The organism is Neoaquamicrobium sediminum, assembly GCF_013240295.1.
Classification (GTDB): Bacteria; Pseudomonadota; Alphaproteobacteria; order Rhizobiales; family Rhizobiaceae; genus Aerobium; species Aerobium sediminum.
This window is the reverse complement of record NZ_JABETK010000002.1, coordinates 1,186,534-1,201,611: the sequence shown is the minus strand read 5'-3', so window position 1 is coordinate 1,201,611 and position 15,078 is coordinate 1,186,534. Positions and strand designations below refer to the sequence as shown.

At 64.2% G+C, this 15,078-nt stretch carries 12 protein-coding genes; 3 read left to right on the top strand and 9 right to left on the bottom strand.

All coding sequences use genetic code 11. From position 1 onward, the window contains the following. Positions 1-101: 101 nt before the first annotated feature. Positions 102-1,121: a glycoside hydrolase family 25 protein gene (locus HK436_RS17770; RefSeq protein WP_173191903.1), complete on the top strand. Its 1,020-nt coding sequence runs from the start codon at positions 102-104 to the stop codon at positions 1,119-1,121. 69 nt (positions 1,122-1,190) lie between these two features. Here the strand turns inward: HK436_RS17770 and HK436_RS17765 are convergent, their stop codons facing one another. Then, positions 1,191-2,021, bottom strand: coding sequence for a CREC-EF hand family protein (locus HK436_RS17765; protein WP_173191901.1), 831 nt, complete (start codon positions 2,019-2,021; stop codon positions 1,191-1,193). Between the two features lie 201 nt (positions 2,022-2,222). On the opposite strand from HK436_RS17765, the gene HK436_RS33065 reads away from it, so the two are divergent. Both HK436_RS33065 and HK436_RS17755 read left to right on the top strand, forming a co-directional pair. Beyond that, a complete protein-coding gene (locus HK436_RS33065; RefSeq protein WP_173191899.1) occupies positions 2,223-2,909 on the top strand; it encodes a BA14K family protein in 687 nt (228 codons plus the stop codon). 96 nt (positions 2,910-3,005) lie between these two features. Beyond that, positions 3,006-3,413: a hypothetical protein gene (locus HK436_RS17755; protein WP_173191897.1), complete on the top strand. Its 408-nt coding sequence runs from the start codon at positions 3,006-3,008 to the stop codon at positions 3,411-3,413. A gap of 8 nt (positions 3,414-3,421) precedes the next feature. Here HK436_RS17755 and HK436_RS17750 read toward each other — a convergent pair whose 3' ends face one another. The 8 genes from HK436_RS17750 to HK436_RS17725 all read right to left on the bottom strand — a co-directional run bounded on the left by HK436_RS17750 (position 3,422) and on the right by HK436_RS17725 (position 15,072). Beyond that, on the bottom strand, positions 3,422-4,021 hold the full coding sequence (locus tag HK436_RS17750) for a YdeI/OmpD-associated family protein (protein WP_173191895.1): 600 nt from the start codon (positions 4,019-4,021) through the stop codon (positions 3,422-3,424). A gap of 160 nt (positions 4,022-4,181) precedes the next feature. Next, on the bottom strand, positions 4,182-4,955 hold the full coding sequence (locus tag HK436_RS17745; RefSeq protein ID WP_173191893.1) for a hypothetical protein: 774 nt from the start codon (positions 4,953-4,955) through the stop codon (positions 4,182-4,184). A 449-nt stretch (positions 4,956-5,404) separates the two neighbouring features. Next, positions 5,405-7,261: an ATP-dependent nuclease gene (locus HK436_RS17740; protein WP_206680536.1), complete on the bottom strand. Its 1,857-nt coding sequence runs from the start codon at positions 7,259-7,261 to the stop codon at positions 5,405-5,407. 65 nt (positions 7,262-7,326) lie between these two features. Then, positions 7,327-8,564, bottom strand: a protein-coding gene (locus HK436_RS17735) for an IS3 family transposase (RefSeq protein WP_173191891.1) whose coding sequence is annotated in 2 segments (ribosomal slippage) — positions 7,327-8,213 and positions 8,213-8,564 — 1,239 coding nt in all. Because the reading frame shifts where the segments join, the coding sequence is not laid out codon by codon here. 429 nt (positions 8,565-8,993) lie between these two features. After that, positions 8,994-10,439: a ribonucleotide reductase barrel domain-containing protein gene (locus tag HK436_RS31520; RefSeq protein ID WP_312860628.1), complete on the bottom strand. Its 1,446-nt coding sequence runs from the start codon at positions 10,437-10,439 to the stop codon at positions 8,994-8,996. 178 nt (positions 10,440-10,617) lie between these two features. Next, complete coding sequence (locus HK436_RS31515) at positions 10,618-11,661, bottom strand: ribonucleotide reductase barrel domain-containing protein (protein ID WP_244649224.1); 1,044 nt, start codon at positions 11,659-11,661, stop codon at positions 10,618-10,620. Beyond that, positions 11,601-12,809, bottom strand: coding sequence for a ribonucleotide reductase barrel domain-containing protein (locus HK436_RS31510; RefSeq protein WP_244649029.1), 1,209 nt, complete (start codon positions 12,807-12,809; stop codon positions 11,601-11,603). Before HK436_RS31510 ends, HK436_RS31515 begins: the two co-directional genes overlap by 61 nt. A 688-nt stretch (positions 12,810-13,497) precedes the next feature. Then, positions 13,498-15,072 carry an inorganic phosphate transporter gene (locus HK436_RS17725; RefSeq protein ID WP_173191889.1) on the bottom strand — a complete coding sequence of 525 codons (1,575 nt, stop codon included), beginning with the start codon at positions 15,070-15,072 and terminating at the stop codon, positions 13,498-13,500. Positions 15,073-15,078: the final 6 nt, after the last annotated feature.

Here is a 15,078-nt window from a genome sequence, read left to right as displayed (position 1 = left end):
GGATTCAGTGATTGTTGGTGATTTTTCGTTAAGCGTGACTGGAGGCGGGCAGGGCGGCGCGTGCCCTTGTCTGCAAACTCCAGTTTTGTGTGCGAGTTTTCATGCGTCCTTTCCGACCTACCGCGTTGTTTGCGGCACTTCTCGTCCTGGCCGGCTGCTCCACGGGCTCGACCATCGATGCGCTGCAGTCGATCAAGCCGTCGAACGAGACGACCAGTTCGATCGTGCGCCCCGTGACGCCTCAGACCGCCATTGGCGCCACTGCGGCGGCTTATCCTGACGCATCTCCGGCGGCGATCGCCGCGCTGAACGAATCGGATGCGATCGACACCCCGGCCATGCAGCAGGTGGCAATGGTGGCGCCGCAGTCGAGGCCCGCAGCGCCGCCTGCCTCCGGCCCGCGCCCCAAGGTGATTTCGCAGCGCTTCAGCGACGCAAAGCCTATGGACTTCGGCAAGATCACGCCGCAGCACCATCTGGTGCACGGCGTCGACGTCTCGCGCTGGCAGGGCGACATCGACTGGGCGCGGCTGCGCAGCCAGGGCGCAAATTTCGCATTCATCAAGGCCACAGACGGCGGCGACCATCTCGATCCGATGTTTGCCAAGAACTGGAAGGGTGCGGCGGAAGCCGGAATCAAGCGCGGCGCCTACCACTTCTTCTACTGGTGTCGCACCGCCTCCTCGCAGGCTGACTGGTTCATCCGCAACGTGCCGAGAGAGGCAGGCGCGCTGCCGCCGGTGATCGATGTGGAATGGAACCACCAGTCAAGCTGCAAGCAGAAGCTCTCGCCACAGCTCGTGCGCGAAAAGATGCAGGTCTTCATGGACCGGCTGGAGCGCCACTACGGCCAGAAGCCGATCATCTACGTGACGCCCGACTTCTATGAGGACAACCTCAAGGGTGCGTTCAACGGCTATCCGTTCTGGCTGCGCTCGGTCGCGGCCCACCCGTCGAAGCGCTATCCCGGCCGTGAATGGGCCTTCTGGCAATATTCCGGCACCGGCCTGTCCAAGGGCGTCAAGGGCGAGATCGACCTCAACGTCTTCAACGGCGACGTCGCAACCTGGTATCGCTGGCTGGGGCGCAACGTCCACGGCACCGCGATGGCGCGAAACTGATCTTCGCCGACCTTTGACAACACATAAACCGCCCGGCAGTGCCGGGCGGTTTTTCGTTGTCGATCCCGATCAGTCCTTGCTGCGGTGGCCATCGCCACGCTTGCCGGCGCGGTTGGGGCGATCGTCCGAGGTCACCTTGCCGTCTTCGTTGCGGTCCATGCGGGCGAAGACCCGCTCGGCGCGTTCGCTCACGCCGGCGGTAAACTCGTCGGCCGTCAGCTCGCCATTGCCGTCGGCGTCGAGCGCGTCGAAGCGGGCGGACGCGCGATCGCGGGCGAAGCCGGAGAAGGCATCCAGATTCATACCCTCGCGCATCAGGGTGCGGAACTGCGCGTGCATCTCGCGCATCTCCTCAGGCATCTCCGCGCGGCGCTCGGCCCGGCGTTCGCGATGCTCGGCGAAACGCTCCATCCGGCCCGTGGCGCCAGCCTGGAACTCCTCGGGCGAAATCATGCCGTCGCCGTCGGTGTCGAGGCGTGCGAAGCGTTCGCTTGTCCGCTCCTGCATGCGCTCGGCGCGCTGCTCTTCGCTGAGCGGCTGCCGGCGCTCGCCGCGCTCGCCATGCTTGCGCCAGCCCTTCCGGCCTTCGTGCTTGACGATGCCGTCCTCGTTCGGCCCCATGCGTTCGAAACGGCTCTGTGCGCGCTCTGCTGCGGCGGCCAGCACGTCGTCCTTCGTGACGATGCCGTCGCCGTCGGCATCCAGCGCCTCGAAGCGGGCGGTGGCGCGCTCATGCATGAGATTGGCGAGGGCTGCGACGTCCATGCCGTCGCCGGCGATCAGCGCCCGCATCTCGGCGCGGAACTCGCCCCGGCTGCCGCGTGGTTCGGCCGTTTCAGCCTGCGCCTGGGCGACGGCCGCGCCGGATGCGGCAAGCGCGATGATAATGAGTTTTTTCATGGGGTTGGCTTCCTCGTTGATGTGTCCCTTGAAGCGATGATGCGGGGGCGAACATTACGGCGCGCTTTCGGGGAGATTAATTCTGCGTAATGGAGAGCCGGCGTCGAGGGGCGTGCGCGGCCGCTCTGCGGATTGTGACCGAATCATGGAACCGGCCTCGTCCGGCTGCATTGATTGATCACCAGCTAATGGAGAGGCATCGTGAAATCACTTCTGGCAATCGCGACGGGGTTCCTGGCGACCCTGGTAGTTTTCGGCAGCGGCATCGCGCTCGCCATGTTCGTCATGATGCCGATGCCCGATGGCCGGCCCGATGCCAAGGGCGAGGATGTCGCGTCTGTCTGGAGCAGCATCCCCCGGCAGGTTGAGCGCGGCGCCCAGGGGTTCGAGCGGATCGCGGCTGTCGTGCCCGCCGATGCGGTCGATGTGAAGGCGGTCGACACGGATGATGTGGTTGCCCCGGCTGCAGGAGACGTATCCACCGACATGATCACGACGGCGAGCCTGCAGGGCGACGACGATCCGATCACCGACGACGATGCCTATCGGCTGATGGACGCACATGTCGCGTGGTGCCATGAGCGCTATCGCTCCTATCGCGAGGCCGATAACAGCTATCAGCCCTATCGTGGTGGCCGTCGCGAGTGCGTCTCGCCCCATCTCGACGAGCTCACATTCGCCCAGGGCGACGCGCAGACGGTAAGCGTGGCCGGCTACGTTGCCGATGAGGGCGTGGGGTCCGCGGCGAGCGACCCGTGGCGGGAGCTGGGCCTGGTCGACATGTCGCCGGCCCATATCGACGACTGCTTCCGCCGCTATCGCTCCTACCGGGTGGAGGATAACAGCTACCAGCCCTATGGCGGCGGCCCGCGCCGACAGTGCCAGTAGGAGCTAGCGTACACGATCCCCGACCCCCGTGCCTTTCTTCCGCCATTCTGGCCGCGATAGTTCGCACGGCGGGATCGAGGAGAGGGTTGAACGATCATGAAGGCGGCTCGCGCGCTGCGCGCTTCATTGCTGGCGGCGGCGCTTGCTGCTTCGACCCTGCCGGCGCCGGCGCAGGACTGCTGCGACCCGGCCGGGCCGTTCCGCAAGGGCGAGGCCTATGCGGACGAGCCGGCGACCTGCGAGACGATCGGCGACTGGATCGACCGCGTGCCGGACTATGACGGGCGGCTCACCATGTCGATCCGCGGGGCGCTCTCGGCGGTGGAGACCGACGGCACGCTGGCCTACCTCATCATGTGCGACGCGCCGGGCGTGCGGGTCCTGTGCGTGACCTATTCCACCAACGACATGCAGCCCGGCGACGTGGTGCTCTTCGGCGGCGGCTATGCGCCGGTGGACGAGAGCCGGGTGATGCTCGACCCCTGCCTTGCCGGCGCGGGGTAGGCCCAGCCTCACCTGCGGCGCTGCGGATGGATCGTCTCCCCACGTTTCAGCATCTCGACCAGCTCGGCGATCTTGCGCCTGCGACCGGCCTCCGTCTTCATATTGTGCGTGCGGAAGGCGAGCGCGAAGCGGTTCTGCGCCGTCAGCGTCGCCAGCATGTCGCGCGCGCGGGGCTCGGCATCGATCGCCGCCTGCAGGTCGTCCGGTATCGTCATCTCGCGGCTGCCGGCATAGGCGCGGTCCCAGCGCCCGTCGGCCTTCGCCGCCTCGACATGGGCGAGGCCGTGTTCGGTCATGCGGCCCTCCGCGACCAGGCGGGCGACGTTGTCGACATTGATCCGGCTCCACACGCTTTTGCGGCCGCGCGGCGTGTAGCGCTGGAGGAAGCTCCGCTCGTCGAACCCCTTGCGGATGCCGTCGATCCAGCCCCAGCAGAGACAGGCATCGATCGCCTCCACCGGCGTGATCGACGGCAGGCCGGAACCCTTCTTGTGAACCTTGATCCAGATCTCGTCGGCACGATCGTGATTCTCGCCGAGCCAGCGATCGAAGCTGTCGGCATCGGGAAATTCGTGGATCTTGGCGGGGTCGACATGGACGGGCGGCATGGGGCGCAACCTATCGCCTTGCGGTTCGAGGGGGAAGGCATGGTTGTCAGGATGATCGCCGGCGCGCTTCATCGTCGCCGGGCGCGGGCGCGCCCGGTCGGTTCAAGGTTTTGCCGCTGTCGTGATCGTGCCGGCGGGTATCGAGTGCCGCTGCCGCGCGTCATGAGGTGTCGGCCGGCTCCAGCGCCCAGAACGCCAAGCCGTGGACTGTGTCCAGCACCGCGTGGACCTCGTGCGCCCACCCGTCGCGGCGGGCGGGTTTCAGGCCGGGCGGGCGGCCGGGGCGCAGTGCCGAGACGCGGCCGATGCGGCGGGACGCGCCGGTTTCGAGGCGCCTGCGCCGCACGTCGCGGGCATCGCGCCAGCGCGCGAAACGGGTCGCCTGTCGCGGCAGGTCGTCAAGGGCGCGGCCGAGTGCTGCAAGCCGCGCGGCGAGGCGGGTGGCGCCGACCCTGTCGAAATCGTTCGGGGGATGCGGGATGGGCTGCGGCGTGGTGAAGCCGGGAAACGAGATGCGGGGCATGCCGGCCGCAGCAGGGCGGTGACGCCGGTTCCAGCGCGGCAGCGGATCGAAGAGCGGCAGGCAGAGCGGGCGTGTGTGCCGGGGTGCCGCAACGGCTGCGCCGCCGCGTGCGGCGGACCGCCTTCCAAGGCGTGGCGCGGAGGGCGGTGCTGCGAGATCGCGCGCGACGATGATGACCAGCCGCCGCGCGGCCGCTTCCGCCGGGCGCAGCAGGGCAAGCACCGCGCGGTGGAGATAGCGGGGCAAAGTGGGGCGAGCCCCGGCCATGGCCTCGGGCGTTCGTTCGCCCGACAAGCCCGTTTCGGGACTTTTCGTTCCGCCAAGCGGACCGCTTCCCACCATGGCGACGAGCATGGCGAGCACCCGCCTGAGCGCCTCGCGGTTCGTCTCGATCGCAGCATTCCAGTCCATCGTGCCCTCCGCTCGGTCGGGCAGGATCGTGCGGGTCTGGAGGGGCGTGGATAAGTTTTCCGACGTGGGTGCGGCACCGCCGGCCTCGGGAGGTCTTTCGGTGCCGGAGCGCTGTCGTTGCGGTGTGGGAAAGGTCGTTCTCCCGGGATATTGGGAAGATGTACTTGCGCTGTGTGGGGGAGCAACCGATGAGATGAAAGGCGATGCTGGAGGGATAAGCTGGCTTTCCAGGAGGAGATGGATTAAATGGTGTGGGGCTTGGGACATATGGTGGCATGAGGGGCGGCGCGATGACCGTTTAAGCTTCCATTTCGGTCGTTCAGGAAGCGCCGACCGCCACCCGAAACTTGGATCTACTAGGTTCCATGGGGGACAGAGCCAAAGTTATTAGCCGACTGGCAATTTTTGGGCCGGGTTGCGTACCAGACGATGCCCTATAGGATCTGCGCTCAGCTTCCCTGCTCCGCCGCTGACCCGAGGCACGCCTCTAAAAGAATCCTTAGGTCTGTCGCGACCTCGACCCCGGCAGGAATTCGATAGGTGTTTAGCAACTTGTCGTCTTGTCCAGACTCTTTCACTACCACTTTCAGTTGGCCCAGCAACTTCTTGCCCTTAACAGTCGTAGGCGTCGCACCGCCGGCATCATTCCAAAGCGCCACTGAGTTAGGAGAACCGCCGTCGGGATAAAGCTCCCGGTTGACTAGCTTACGCTTGTCCAAAAACGTGTCCTTCGCCCTCGAGATTCTCGCTGCGGCGACGCTTCGCCATTCCTCTGCAGTTTCGACTGGGACGCCGTATAAAGCAGAGAGATAGTCTGCCGCACAAAAGTAAGCCTCGACGTCGCTCGCGGCCGTCACCCATGGGAAGGTGCCATCGGTCTTGAACCGATCCGCCCACATTCCAGCTTCGGCGCTCGTCATAAAGTCGCCGTCGCGGTGAATGATGGCCTTGATTTTAAGCTCACCATCGACAAGCAGCCCGCTCAACAGCTTGTCCTTAGGAAGATTGTCGATACCAAAGCATCGACAAACGGCGAGTTGCCTAGCCAGCGCGGGCCACTGCCGGAGGATCGCCCTCAGTGCTGTGTCGTCTTCATCCTCGACGAAGAACAGCGCCGCCTTGTCTAGCCCACCCCAGCCAAGTAAGCGACGGATGGCTTCACCATCATCGGTCTCGACCTTACCCTCGTTCATCCAGACCAGCTTCGCTGCCGGACTCGCGCCGCGCGCTATGTGTGGGCTATGCGTCGTCAGAATGATCTGGGTGTCGGTTTCCGCAGCGGCCGACTCCAATGTTTCAATCAAGCGTTCCTGCTTATCTGGGTGGAGGTGGGCATCGGGCTCATCGATGAGCATTATCTTCGGTTCGAACAAAATTAGGTAAGCGAAGATTTGGATGACCTGAAGCAGCCCGGTGGCGGCAGTTTCCAATGGCCGGTCTTGGCTGTCGAGGCCCGGTGACGAGTAGGTCGCCGAGATATGATAGTCCTCACGTTCGTCGAAGGAGACGTTGACAGTGATCCCTGGATGCACCTTAGCGACATATTGGTTCAGCCTTTTAAGACGCTCGATGCCAGCCGACTCATCGGGATCGTTCAACCGGCGGCTACGCAGATTGAGGAGTATGTTTCTCATCACTCCCCCAGCGTCACCGCTCGCCGCCTGTCGACGAAGCGATGGCTGCGCAAGAATGCTCTCACGCTCGGACAGTCCCGCCAGTCCGGGAATGTAAGTGGTGATGAACTGAAAACGCTGCTTGTAGGGAGTGACGGTGTTGCCGCCTTCCATATAGGCCGTGATGCCACCACGGTTTCGTGCAGCCCGAATTTTGATGCTGGCCTGCGCCTTTTCTTCTCCTGCTGACACATGAGTGAAAACGACCTCAACCGGCGTCGAGGCCGTATCCGTCTTTAACTCGCTCTTGTGCGCAGTACGTAATGGCTCGCTAGAAGGCACGTAGTCCAGTCGCTCGAAAGAAATCATCTCTTTCGTGTTCTTCGGTGCGACGTAGCTGGCAGCTCGGGCAGCCCAATGCACCGCCTGGAGAACCGACGACTTCCCCGATCCGTTGGGCCCGACCAGAATAGTCACCAACCCAAGAGGAATTACAGCCTCCAGCGTGGCCTTGAAGTTGCGGACGGTGATCGACTCGAGACGCGTCCAGACGCGAGCGCGGCGAGATCTGGTATCCACCACTGTGAGCGATGGCTGGCTCTCAGCTAGCGCCGCGTCATATCCGGTTTCGGGTATATCGGCCACGAATGCGACCGCACTGACGATGTCGTTTGCCTGTTTGAGTTCCTGCACCTCGTTCGCGGCAGCATCCAGTGTTGGCGGCTCTATGTTGTTGCCCCCAAGAGACCGGACAGGGATCACCGGGTTGAACGTGCTGCGATGAACTCGCGGGGCGCACGATAGCCGAGCGCCTTGTGAGGGTGAAGAGTATTGTAATGGCGGAACCAGTCTGGAAGGGCGTCGATGACGGTTTCGGCGTCGGGACAGGGGTTCACGCGGACGTAGTCACGCTTGAAGGTGCGCACGAAGGCCTCGGCCATTCCATTCGACTGCGGGCTTTCGACAGGGGTGGTGATCGGCAGCAGGCCGATCTCGCTGGCGAAGCTGCGGGTGTCGCCGGCGATGTAGCACGAGCCGTTATCACTCAACCATTCGATGGGCTGCGGCAGCCGATTGACGAGGCCGAAGCGGTGCTCGACGGCGGTGACCATGAGATCGCGCACATCCTCTCCCTTGATACCTTGCGTGGTGGCGACATGGCCCATGGCTTCGCGGTCGCAACAGTCGAGGGCGAAGGCGACGCGCACCTTGTCGCCGTTATCGCAGCCGATCTCGAAGCCGTCGGAACACCAGCGCAGATTGGAGTGCTCGACTGCGATGCGCCCGTCATGGCGACGCTCGATGCCGCCGGCATGGCGTTCGAGGAGCAGGCCATGGACACGCATGACCCGGTAAACCCGTTTGTGGTTGGGAGCGGGATGTCCTTCGGCCTCGGCGCTGCGGCGCAGAATCGCCCAGACGCGGCGGTAGCCGTAGGTCGGCATGGTGGCGATGATGGTCTTGATCGCCTCGACCAGTTCCGCTTCCGGAAGAGGCGGGCGGCCTCTGCGCTGTGAGGGGCGTCCGGCCGCCCGCTCGGCCAGGTTCGAGCGCGCGACACCCAATGTCTCGGCCACCGCGCTCATCGCAAACCGTCCTTCGGCAACGACACCGTGCGCAGCATCTGTTTTTTTGGGTTCACCTGTTCGAGCGCCTCCTTGAGAATCTCGCTTTCCAGCGTCTTCTTGCCGAGCAGGCGCTGGAGCTCACGTACCTGGGCTTGCAAGGCTCGATACTCGGAGGCCGGCACCACTTCCTCGCCAGCGCCGGCGGCCGTCAGCGCACCCTGGGCTGCGAGCCGCCGCCACGTGAACAGCTGGTTAGGCGCGATGCCGTGCTGGCGCGCCACAAGGCTCACCGTCACGCCAGGTGCATAGGACTCCTCGACAATCCGCATCTTCTCGGCTGGTGTCCGCCGACGCCGCCGCTCCGGGCCCTTCAAAATCTCGGCACGGACCGGCCTCTCTTCAATGATGTTAGTCAAAATGTCGGTCATAAGACTCACTCTTACATAAGGGTGGGTCCCTGTCCGGGGATTTTGGGGGCCGCTTCACTCTACCGTTACGGTCGGCGTGGCCGAAACAGCATCAACGGACGCTTCGCGCTCGATTTCCTTTTCGTCCAAAGCAATCACTCCCCCACAATATCAAGAATGTAAGATGACAAATACCAAACGCCAATAGGTATCGATCGCAGATCCGGGCTTCGTTCACTGACACACAGACTATGCCGACTTTCGAGGTCCAAATATCGAGGTCCACTGACCTCTTTACCAAACCTGCCGCCTAGAAGCGGACATTCCGTTTTCCACCCGTAGCAGCCACTCTGCTTGGGCCGCGAAACAACATTAAACGCTCCCCAACACACTTCGGGCCCGATCTTGCGACCGGGCCCGAAGCGTTAGCTCATTGCGTTCGTGTGCGGATCAGGAGCAGCCACTTGTGCTTCCGCAGGTGTCGCACTTTTCGCAGGTGCCGTTTCTCACCATGGTGAAGTTCTGGCATTCCGAGCAGGAATTGCCGGTGTAGCCCTGCATCATCGATTTCTGGCGGCGTTCGGCGGCGAGCGCCTTGGCTTCGCCGGCTTCCTTGGCGGCCGCGTCGGTGAAGAGGGCTTCGGTTTCGGTCGCGCCTTCCTCGACGGCGATTTCCTCGGCCAGTTCCTTCGCGCGCTCCTCATAGTCGCGCTTGAAGGCGGTGGCTTCCTCGCGCTGCTCTGATGTGAGCGGCTTGAGCGCCGTCACCGTCGAGGCGGACGAGATCGCCCGCACGTTGGAGCCGGACGCGGCGACCGGGGCGGCGCGGACCGGGGCAGGGGCCTGCCCACCGGCCTGGCCCTTGGGCTCGGAGCCGCCGCCGGCAACGCTGGAGACCAGCTTGACCGGGGAGGCGCCGCGGGTCAGCCCCTTGGAGAAGGGCGTCGCCTTGCCTTCGTTGATGCCACGGCCGAGGGCGGTGTTGGAGAAATCCGACGTGTCGACATGGGCGAGGTCGTTGCGGCCGATATAGGAGATCGCCAGCTCGCGGAAGACGTAGTCGAGGATCGACGTCGCGTTCTTGATCGCGTCGTTGCCCTGGACCATGCCGGCCGGCTCGAACTTGGTGAAGGTGAAGGCCTCGACATATTCGTCGAGCGGCACGCCATATTGCAGGCCGAGCGAGATGGCGATGGCGAAGTTGTTCATCATCGCGCGGAAGGCGGCGCCTTCCTTGTGCATGTCGATGAAAATCTCGCCGAGGCGGCCGTCGTCGAACTCGCCGGTGCGCAGATAGACCTTGTGACCGCCGACCACGGCCTTCTGCGTGTAGCCCTTGCGCCGGTTCGGCAGCTTCTCGCGCAGCGAACGCACCTCGCGCTCGACGATCTTCTCGATGATCTTCTCCGTCACCTGCACCGCCCTTGCGGCGGCAGGCGCTGCGACCAGCTCCTCGATCAGCTCGTCCTGGTCGTCATCCTCGTCCTCGATCAGCGAGGCGTTGAGCGGCTGGGAAAGCTTGGAGCCGTCGCGGTAGAGCGCGTTGGCCTTGAGCGCCAGCTTCCAGGACAGCATGTAGGCTTCCTTGCAGTCCTCGACGGTCGCCTCGTTGGCCATGTTGATGGTCTTGGAGATCGCGCCGGAGATGAAGGGCTGGGCGGCCGCCATCATGCGGATGTGGCTCTCCACCGACAGATAGCGCTTGCCGATCTTGCCGCAGGGGTTGGCGCAGTCGAAGACGGGCAGGTGCTCGTCCTTGAGGTGCGGGGCGCCCTCGAGCGTCATGGCGCCGCAGACATGGATGTTGGCGGCCTCGATCTCCTTCTTCGAGAAGCCGAGTGCCGGCAGGATCTCGAAGGCGAAGTCGTTGAGCTGGGCATCGGTGAAGCCGAGCACGTCGCGGCAGAAATCCTCGCCCAGCGTCCACTTGTTGAAGACGAACTTGATGTCGAAGGCAGAGCCCAGCGCGGCGTTGAGGGCGGCGATCTGCTCGTCGCCGAAACCCTTGGCCTTCAGCGTCGACGGGTTGACGCCCGGCGCCTGGTTGAGGTTGCCGTGGCCGACGGCATAGGCCTCAATCGGCGATCTGCGCCTCGCCGTAGCCGAGCGTGCGCAGGGCCTCCGGCACGGCGCGGTTGATGATCTTGAAGTAGCCGCCGCCGGCGAGCTTCTTGAACTTCACCAGCGCGAAATCGGGCTCGATGCCGGTGGTGTCGCAGTCCATGACGAGGCCGATCGTGCCGGTGGGCGCGATCACGGTCGCCTGGGCGTTGCGGTAGCCATATTCGGCGCCGAGGTCGAGCGCCTTGTCCCAGGCCGCGCGGGCATGCTCGACCAGTTCCTTCTGCGGCACGTGGTCCTCGACGAGCGGCACCGGGTTGACGGCGAGCTTCTCGTAGCCCTCGGCCTCGCCGTAAGCCGCGCGGCGGTGGTTGCGCATGACGCGCAGCATGTGCAGCGCGTTGGCCGGGTATTCGGGGAAGGCGCCGAGCTCGCTCGCCATCTCGGCCGAGGTGGCATAGGCGACGCCGGTCATCAGCGCGGTGAGCGCGGCGCAGATGCCGCGGCCCTCGTCGGAATCGTAGGGGATGCCGGAGGTCATCAGCAGACCGCCGATATTGGCGAAGCCGAGGCCCAGCGTGCGGTACTCATAGGAGAGCTTGGCGATCTTCCACGACGGGAACTGCGCCATCATCACCGAGATTTCCAGCACCATGGTCCACAGGCGCACGGTGTGCTCGTAGGCGGCGATGTCGATGGTGCCGTCGGCGTTGCGGTAGGTCAGAAGGTTGATCGAGGCGAGGTTGCAGGCCGTGTCGTCGAGGAACATGTATTCCGAGCACGGGTTCGACGCGCGGATCGCGCCGGCCGACACGCAGGTGTGCCAGTCGTTCATGGTGGTGTTGAAGTGCAGGCCCGGATCGGCGGACGCCCATGCGGCGTAGCCGATCTTCTCCCACAGGTCGCGCGCCTTCAGCGTCTTGTGGACCTTGCCGTCGATGCGGCGGATCAGGTTCCAGTCGCTGTCATTCTCGACGGCGCGCAGGAAGTCGTCGCTCAGCGAGACGGAGTTGTTGGATTCTGGCCGGAGACGGTGAGGTAGGCCTCGGAGTCCCAGTCGGTGTCGTAGGTGTTGAACTCGATCTGGGTGTAGCCCTGGCGTGCGAACTGGATGACGCGCTTGACGTAGTTCTCGGGCACCGCGTTCTTCTTGGCGGCCTTGATCTCGCGCTTGAGAGCCGGGTTCTTCGCCGGGTCGAAGCAGTCGCCATTGTCGGCCTCGCAGTTGACGCAGGCCTTCATGATGGCGGTGAGGTGCTGGCGCACGATCTTGGAGCCGGTGACGAGGGCGGCGACCTTCTGCTCCTCGTTCACCTTCCAGTCGATATAGGCCTCGATGTCGGGGTGGTCGGCGTCGACCACGACCATCTTGGCGGCGCGGCGCGTGGTGCCGCCCGACTTGATGGCGCCGGCGGCGCGATCGCCGATCTTGAGGAAGCTCATCAGGCCCGACGACTTGCCGCCGCCCGACAGCTTCTCGCCTTCGCCGCGCAGATGCGAGAAGTTGGAGCCGGTGCCGGAGCCGTATTTGAACAGGCGCGCCTCACGCACCCACAGGTCCATGATGCCGCCCTCGTTGACGAGGTCATCGCCGACGGACTGGATGAAGCAGGCATGCGGCTGCGGATGCTCGTAGGACGACTTGGACTTGGTGAGCTTGCCGGTGAAGGGGTCGACGTAATAGTGGCCCTGGCCGGGACCGTCGATGCCGTAGGCCCAGTGCAGGCCGGTATTGAACCATTGCGGCGAGTTGGGTGCGACGCGCTGGGTGGCGAGCATGTAGGCGAGCTCGTCCATGAAGGCGGCCGCGTCATCCTCGGAGGCGAAATAGCCACCCTTCCAGCCCCAGTAGGTCCAGGTGCCGGCGAGCCGGGAGAAGACCTGGCGCGCATCGGTCTCCGAGCCGTAGCGCTCGTCCTCGGGCAGGTCGGCCAGCGCCTTCTCGTCGGCGACCGAGCGCCACAGGAAGGAGGGGACGTCGTTCTCCTCGACCTTCTTAAGGCGCGCGGGCACGCCGGCCTTGCGGAAATATTTCTGCGCCAGGATGTCGGCGGCGACCTGGCTGAACTGCGCAGGAACGTCGATGTCGGCGAGGCGGAAAACCACCGAGCCGTCGGGGTTCTTGATCTCGCTGACAGCCTTGCGGAATTCGATCTCCGCATAGGCCGACTGGCCAGCCTTGGTGAAACGACGTTCGATGCGCATCTTCTTCTGGTCCCTATGGTCTAAATATAGTGCCTTTCGACCGCCGACGCACCGCGTGCGCCGCAATCTCCTGACACAAGTCCGCCGCCTGCCGCCATCGCTGCTGATGACGACTCTCCCCTACCGCGAAACGCTTCCGGTTCGACGATGCCGCGAACGGCTTCCGCAACCTTCGAACGCCCCTTGGCGGGCCCCGTCTCCTGACGCCTGTCTGTGATTCTCGTCGGTGAAACGCGTTCCCGACAATTCACATTATCTAGTGCCGAGTGTGGGTGCAAACACTAAATATAGCGTTAACAGATGATTTAACCACTCACGGCACAGCGCCCATGTCGCTTGTCCGGCAGCGTGCGAAACGCATGCCGGTCGGCCGCCGCGACAACGGCCGAACCCTCGAAAACAGGAACAAATCTGGAAAAAACGGCCAGGCTCGAAACTTTCCGGCCGCGCCCTCAACAGGAGCGCATGGCCCATAAAAAGCGACTCGCACCGTGCCGTCAAGAACTCGTTTCTGTAAGTTTTATGACCCCTACATCTTGTGTGGGAGAATGTGGATAGCGGGGAGAAGCGATTTGCCGGCTTGCCGTCCCGTAGCACCGCTGCCGCGCGGTTCAGCGGCATTTTGGCCACTCCACATGCCGTTACGGCAAGGGATTTTTCCCCAGGGCCGAGGTTGCGGATCGCCGGATCAGGCGATGACGTCGAGAATCAGAAAAATGCCCGCAGCCAGAAGTGCAGCGGCTGGCACAGTCGTGACCCAGGCGGTTACGATGGTGGTGACGTGGGCACGGCGCACCAGACGGCGGCGATTGATCTCTTCGCGCGAGACGGGCGGGCCGGTATCCTCGAGATCGTCCGTGGCTTCCGATTCCTGATCGTCGGGGCCGGCCGAGGCGTCGACCCCGCCGTTGCGCTCGGCACGCAGACGCTCAACCTTGCGTTCCATGTAGGCCCGGCGGCGTTTCGAGTTGGCGGTGTACCATTCGCGGAAGAAGCCGACGCCGAAGACCGCGCCGACGGCGATGTGGGTCGAGCTGACCGGCAGGCCGAACCACGAGGCGACGATAACGGTGAGCGCCGCCGACAAAGCCACGCAGAAGGCGCGCATGGGGTTCAGCTTCGTGATCTGGTCGCCGACCATGCGGATGAGCTTGGGGCCGAACAGCACAAGGCCGAAGGAGATGCCGGCGGCACCGATCAGCATCACCCAGAACGGGATCGAAACGGCGAACCCGAATTCATTGTCCTCGACCGCGTGCACGATCGCTGCCAGCGGGCCAACGGCATTGGCGACATCGTTGGCGCCGTGAGCGAAGGACAGAAGCGCCGCCGAGCAGATCAGCGGCACGTAAAACAGCTTGCGCAGCGACTGGTTGCGGTTCTCCATCGTCTCGGACTGACGGCGAACGGTAACGTTGAAGACCACCCAGGTCAGCGCGAAGCTTGCGAGGCCCAGCAAGGCAATATGCAGGCCCGACAGGCTGATAACGCGCCGAAGCCCCTTGGTGGCGAGATAGGCGGCGAAGGCGCCGGCCATCACAGCGATCAACAGAGGCACCCAGCGCCGTGCGGCCGCGATCTTGTCGTCCTGATAGATGATCGCCGTCTTGATGAAGGCAAGAAACGCGGCGGCTATGATGCCGCCAAGCAGCGGCGAGACGAGCCAGCTCAGGACGATGTTGCCCAACATCGGCCACTGAACGGATGCAATACCCGCAGCCGCTATGCCTGCCCCGACCACGCCGCCGACCACCGAGTGGGTCGTGGAAACCGGCGCGCCGATCCACGTTGCCAGATTGATCCACAAGGCCGAGGAGATGAGGGCGGCCATCATCAGGCGGATGAAGACGGCCGGATCGCCGATGGCTGACGGATTGACGATGCCGCCAGCAATCGTGCCGACCACGTCGCCGCCCGCAATCAGCGCGCCCGCACTTTCGAAAACCACGGCGATGGCAAGCGCGCCGCCCAGGCTGAGGGCCTTCGCGCCGACGGCCGGGGCGACATTGTTGGCAACGTCGTTGGCGCCGATGTTGAGCGCCATGTAGCCGCCAATGGCCGCCGCAGCGATAATGATGACGCCGCGCGGCTCGCCGATGACGAAAAAGGATGCGACGATCGCGGTCAGCGCCAGAAACAGCAGGCCAAGGCCGGGCGCGACGAGGCCACGGGCAACGAAGCTCGTGGCTTCCTCGACATGCACAAGCTTGTCGAGATCCTTGTCGAGCGTTTCCTTGCGCGCTTCAGCGATGCTGTTGCTCATAATCGT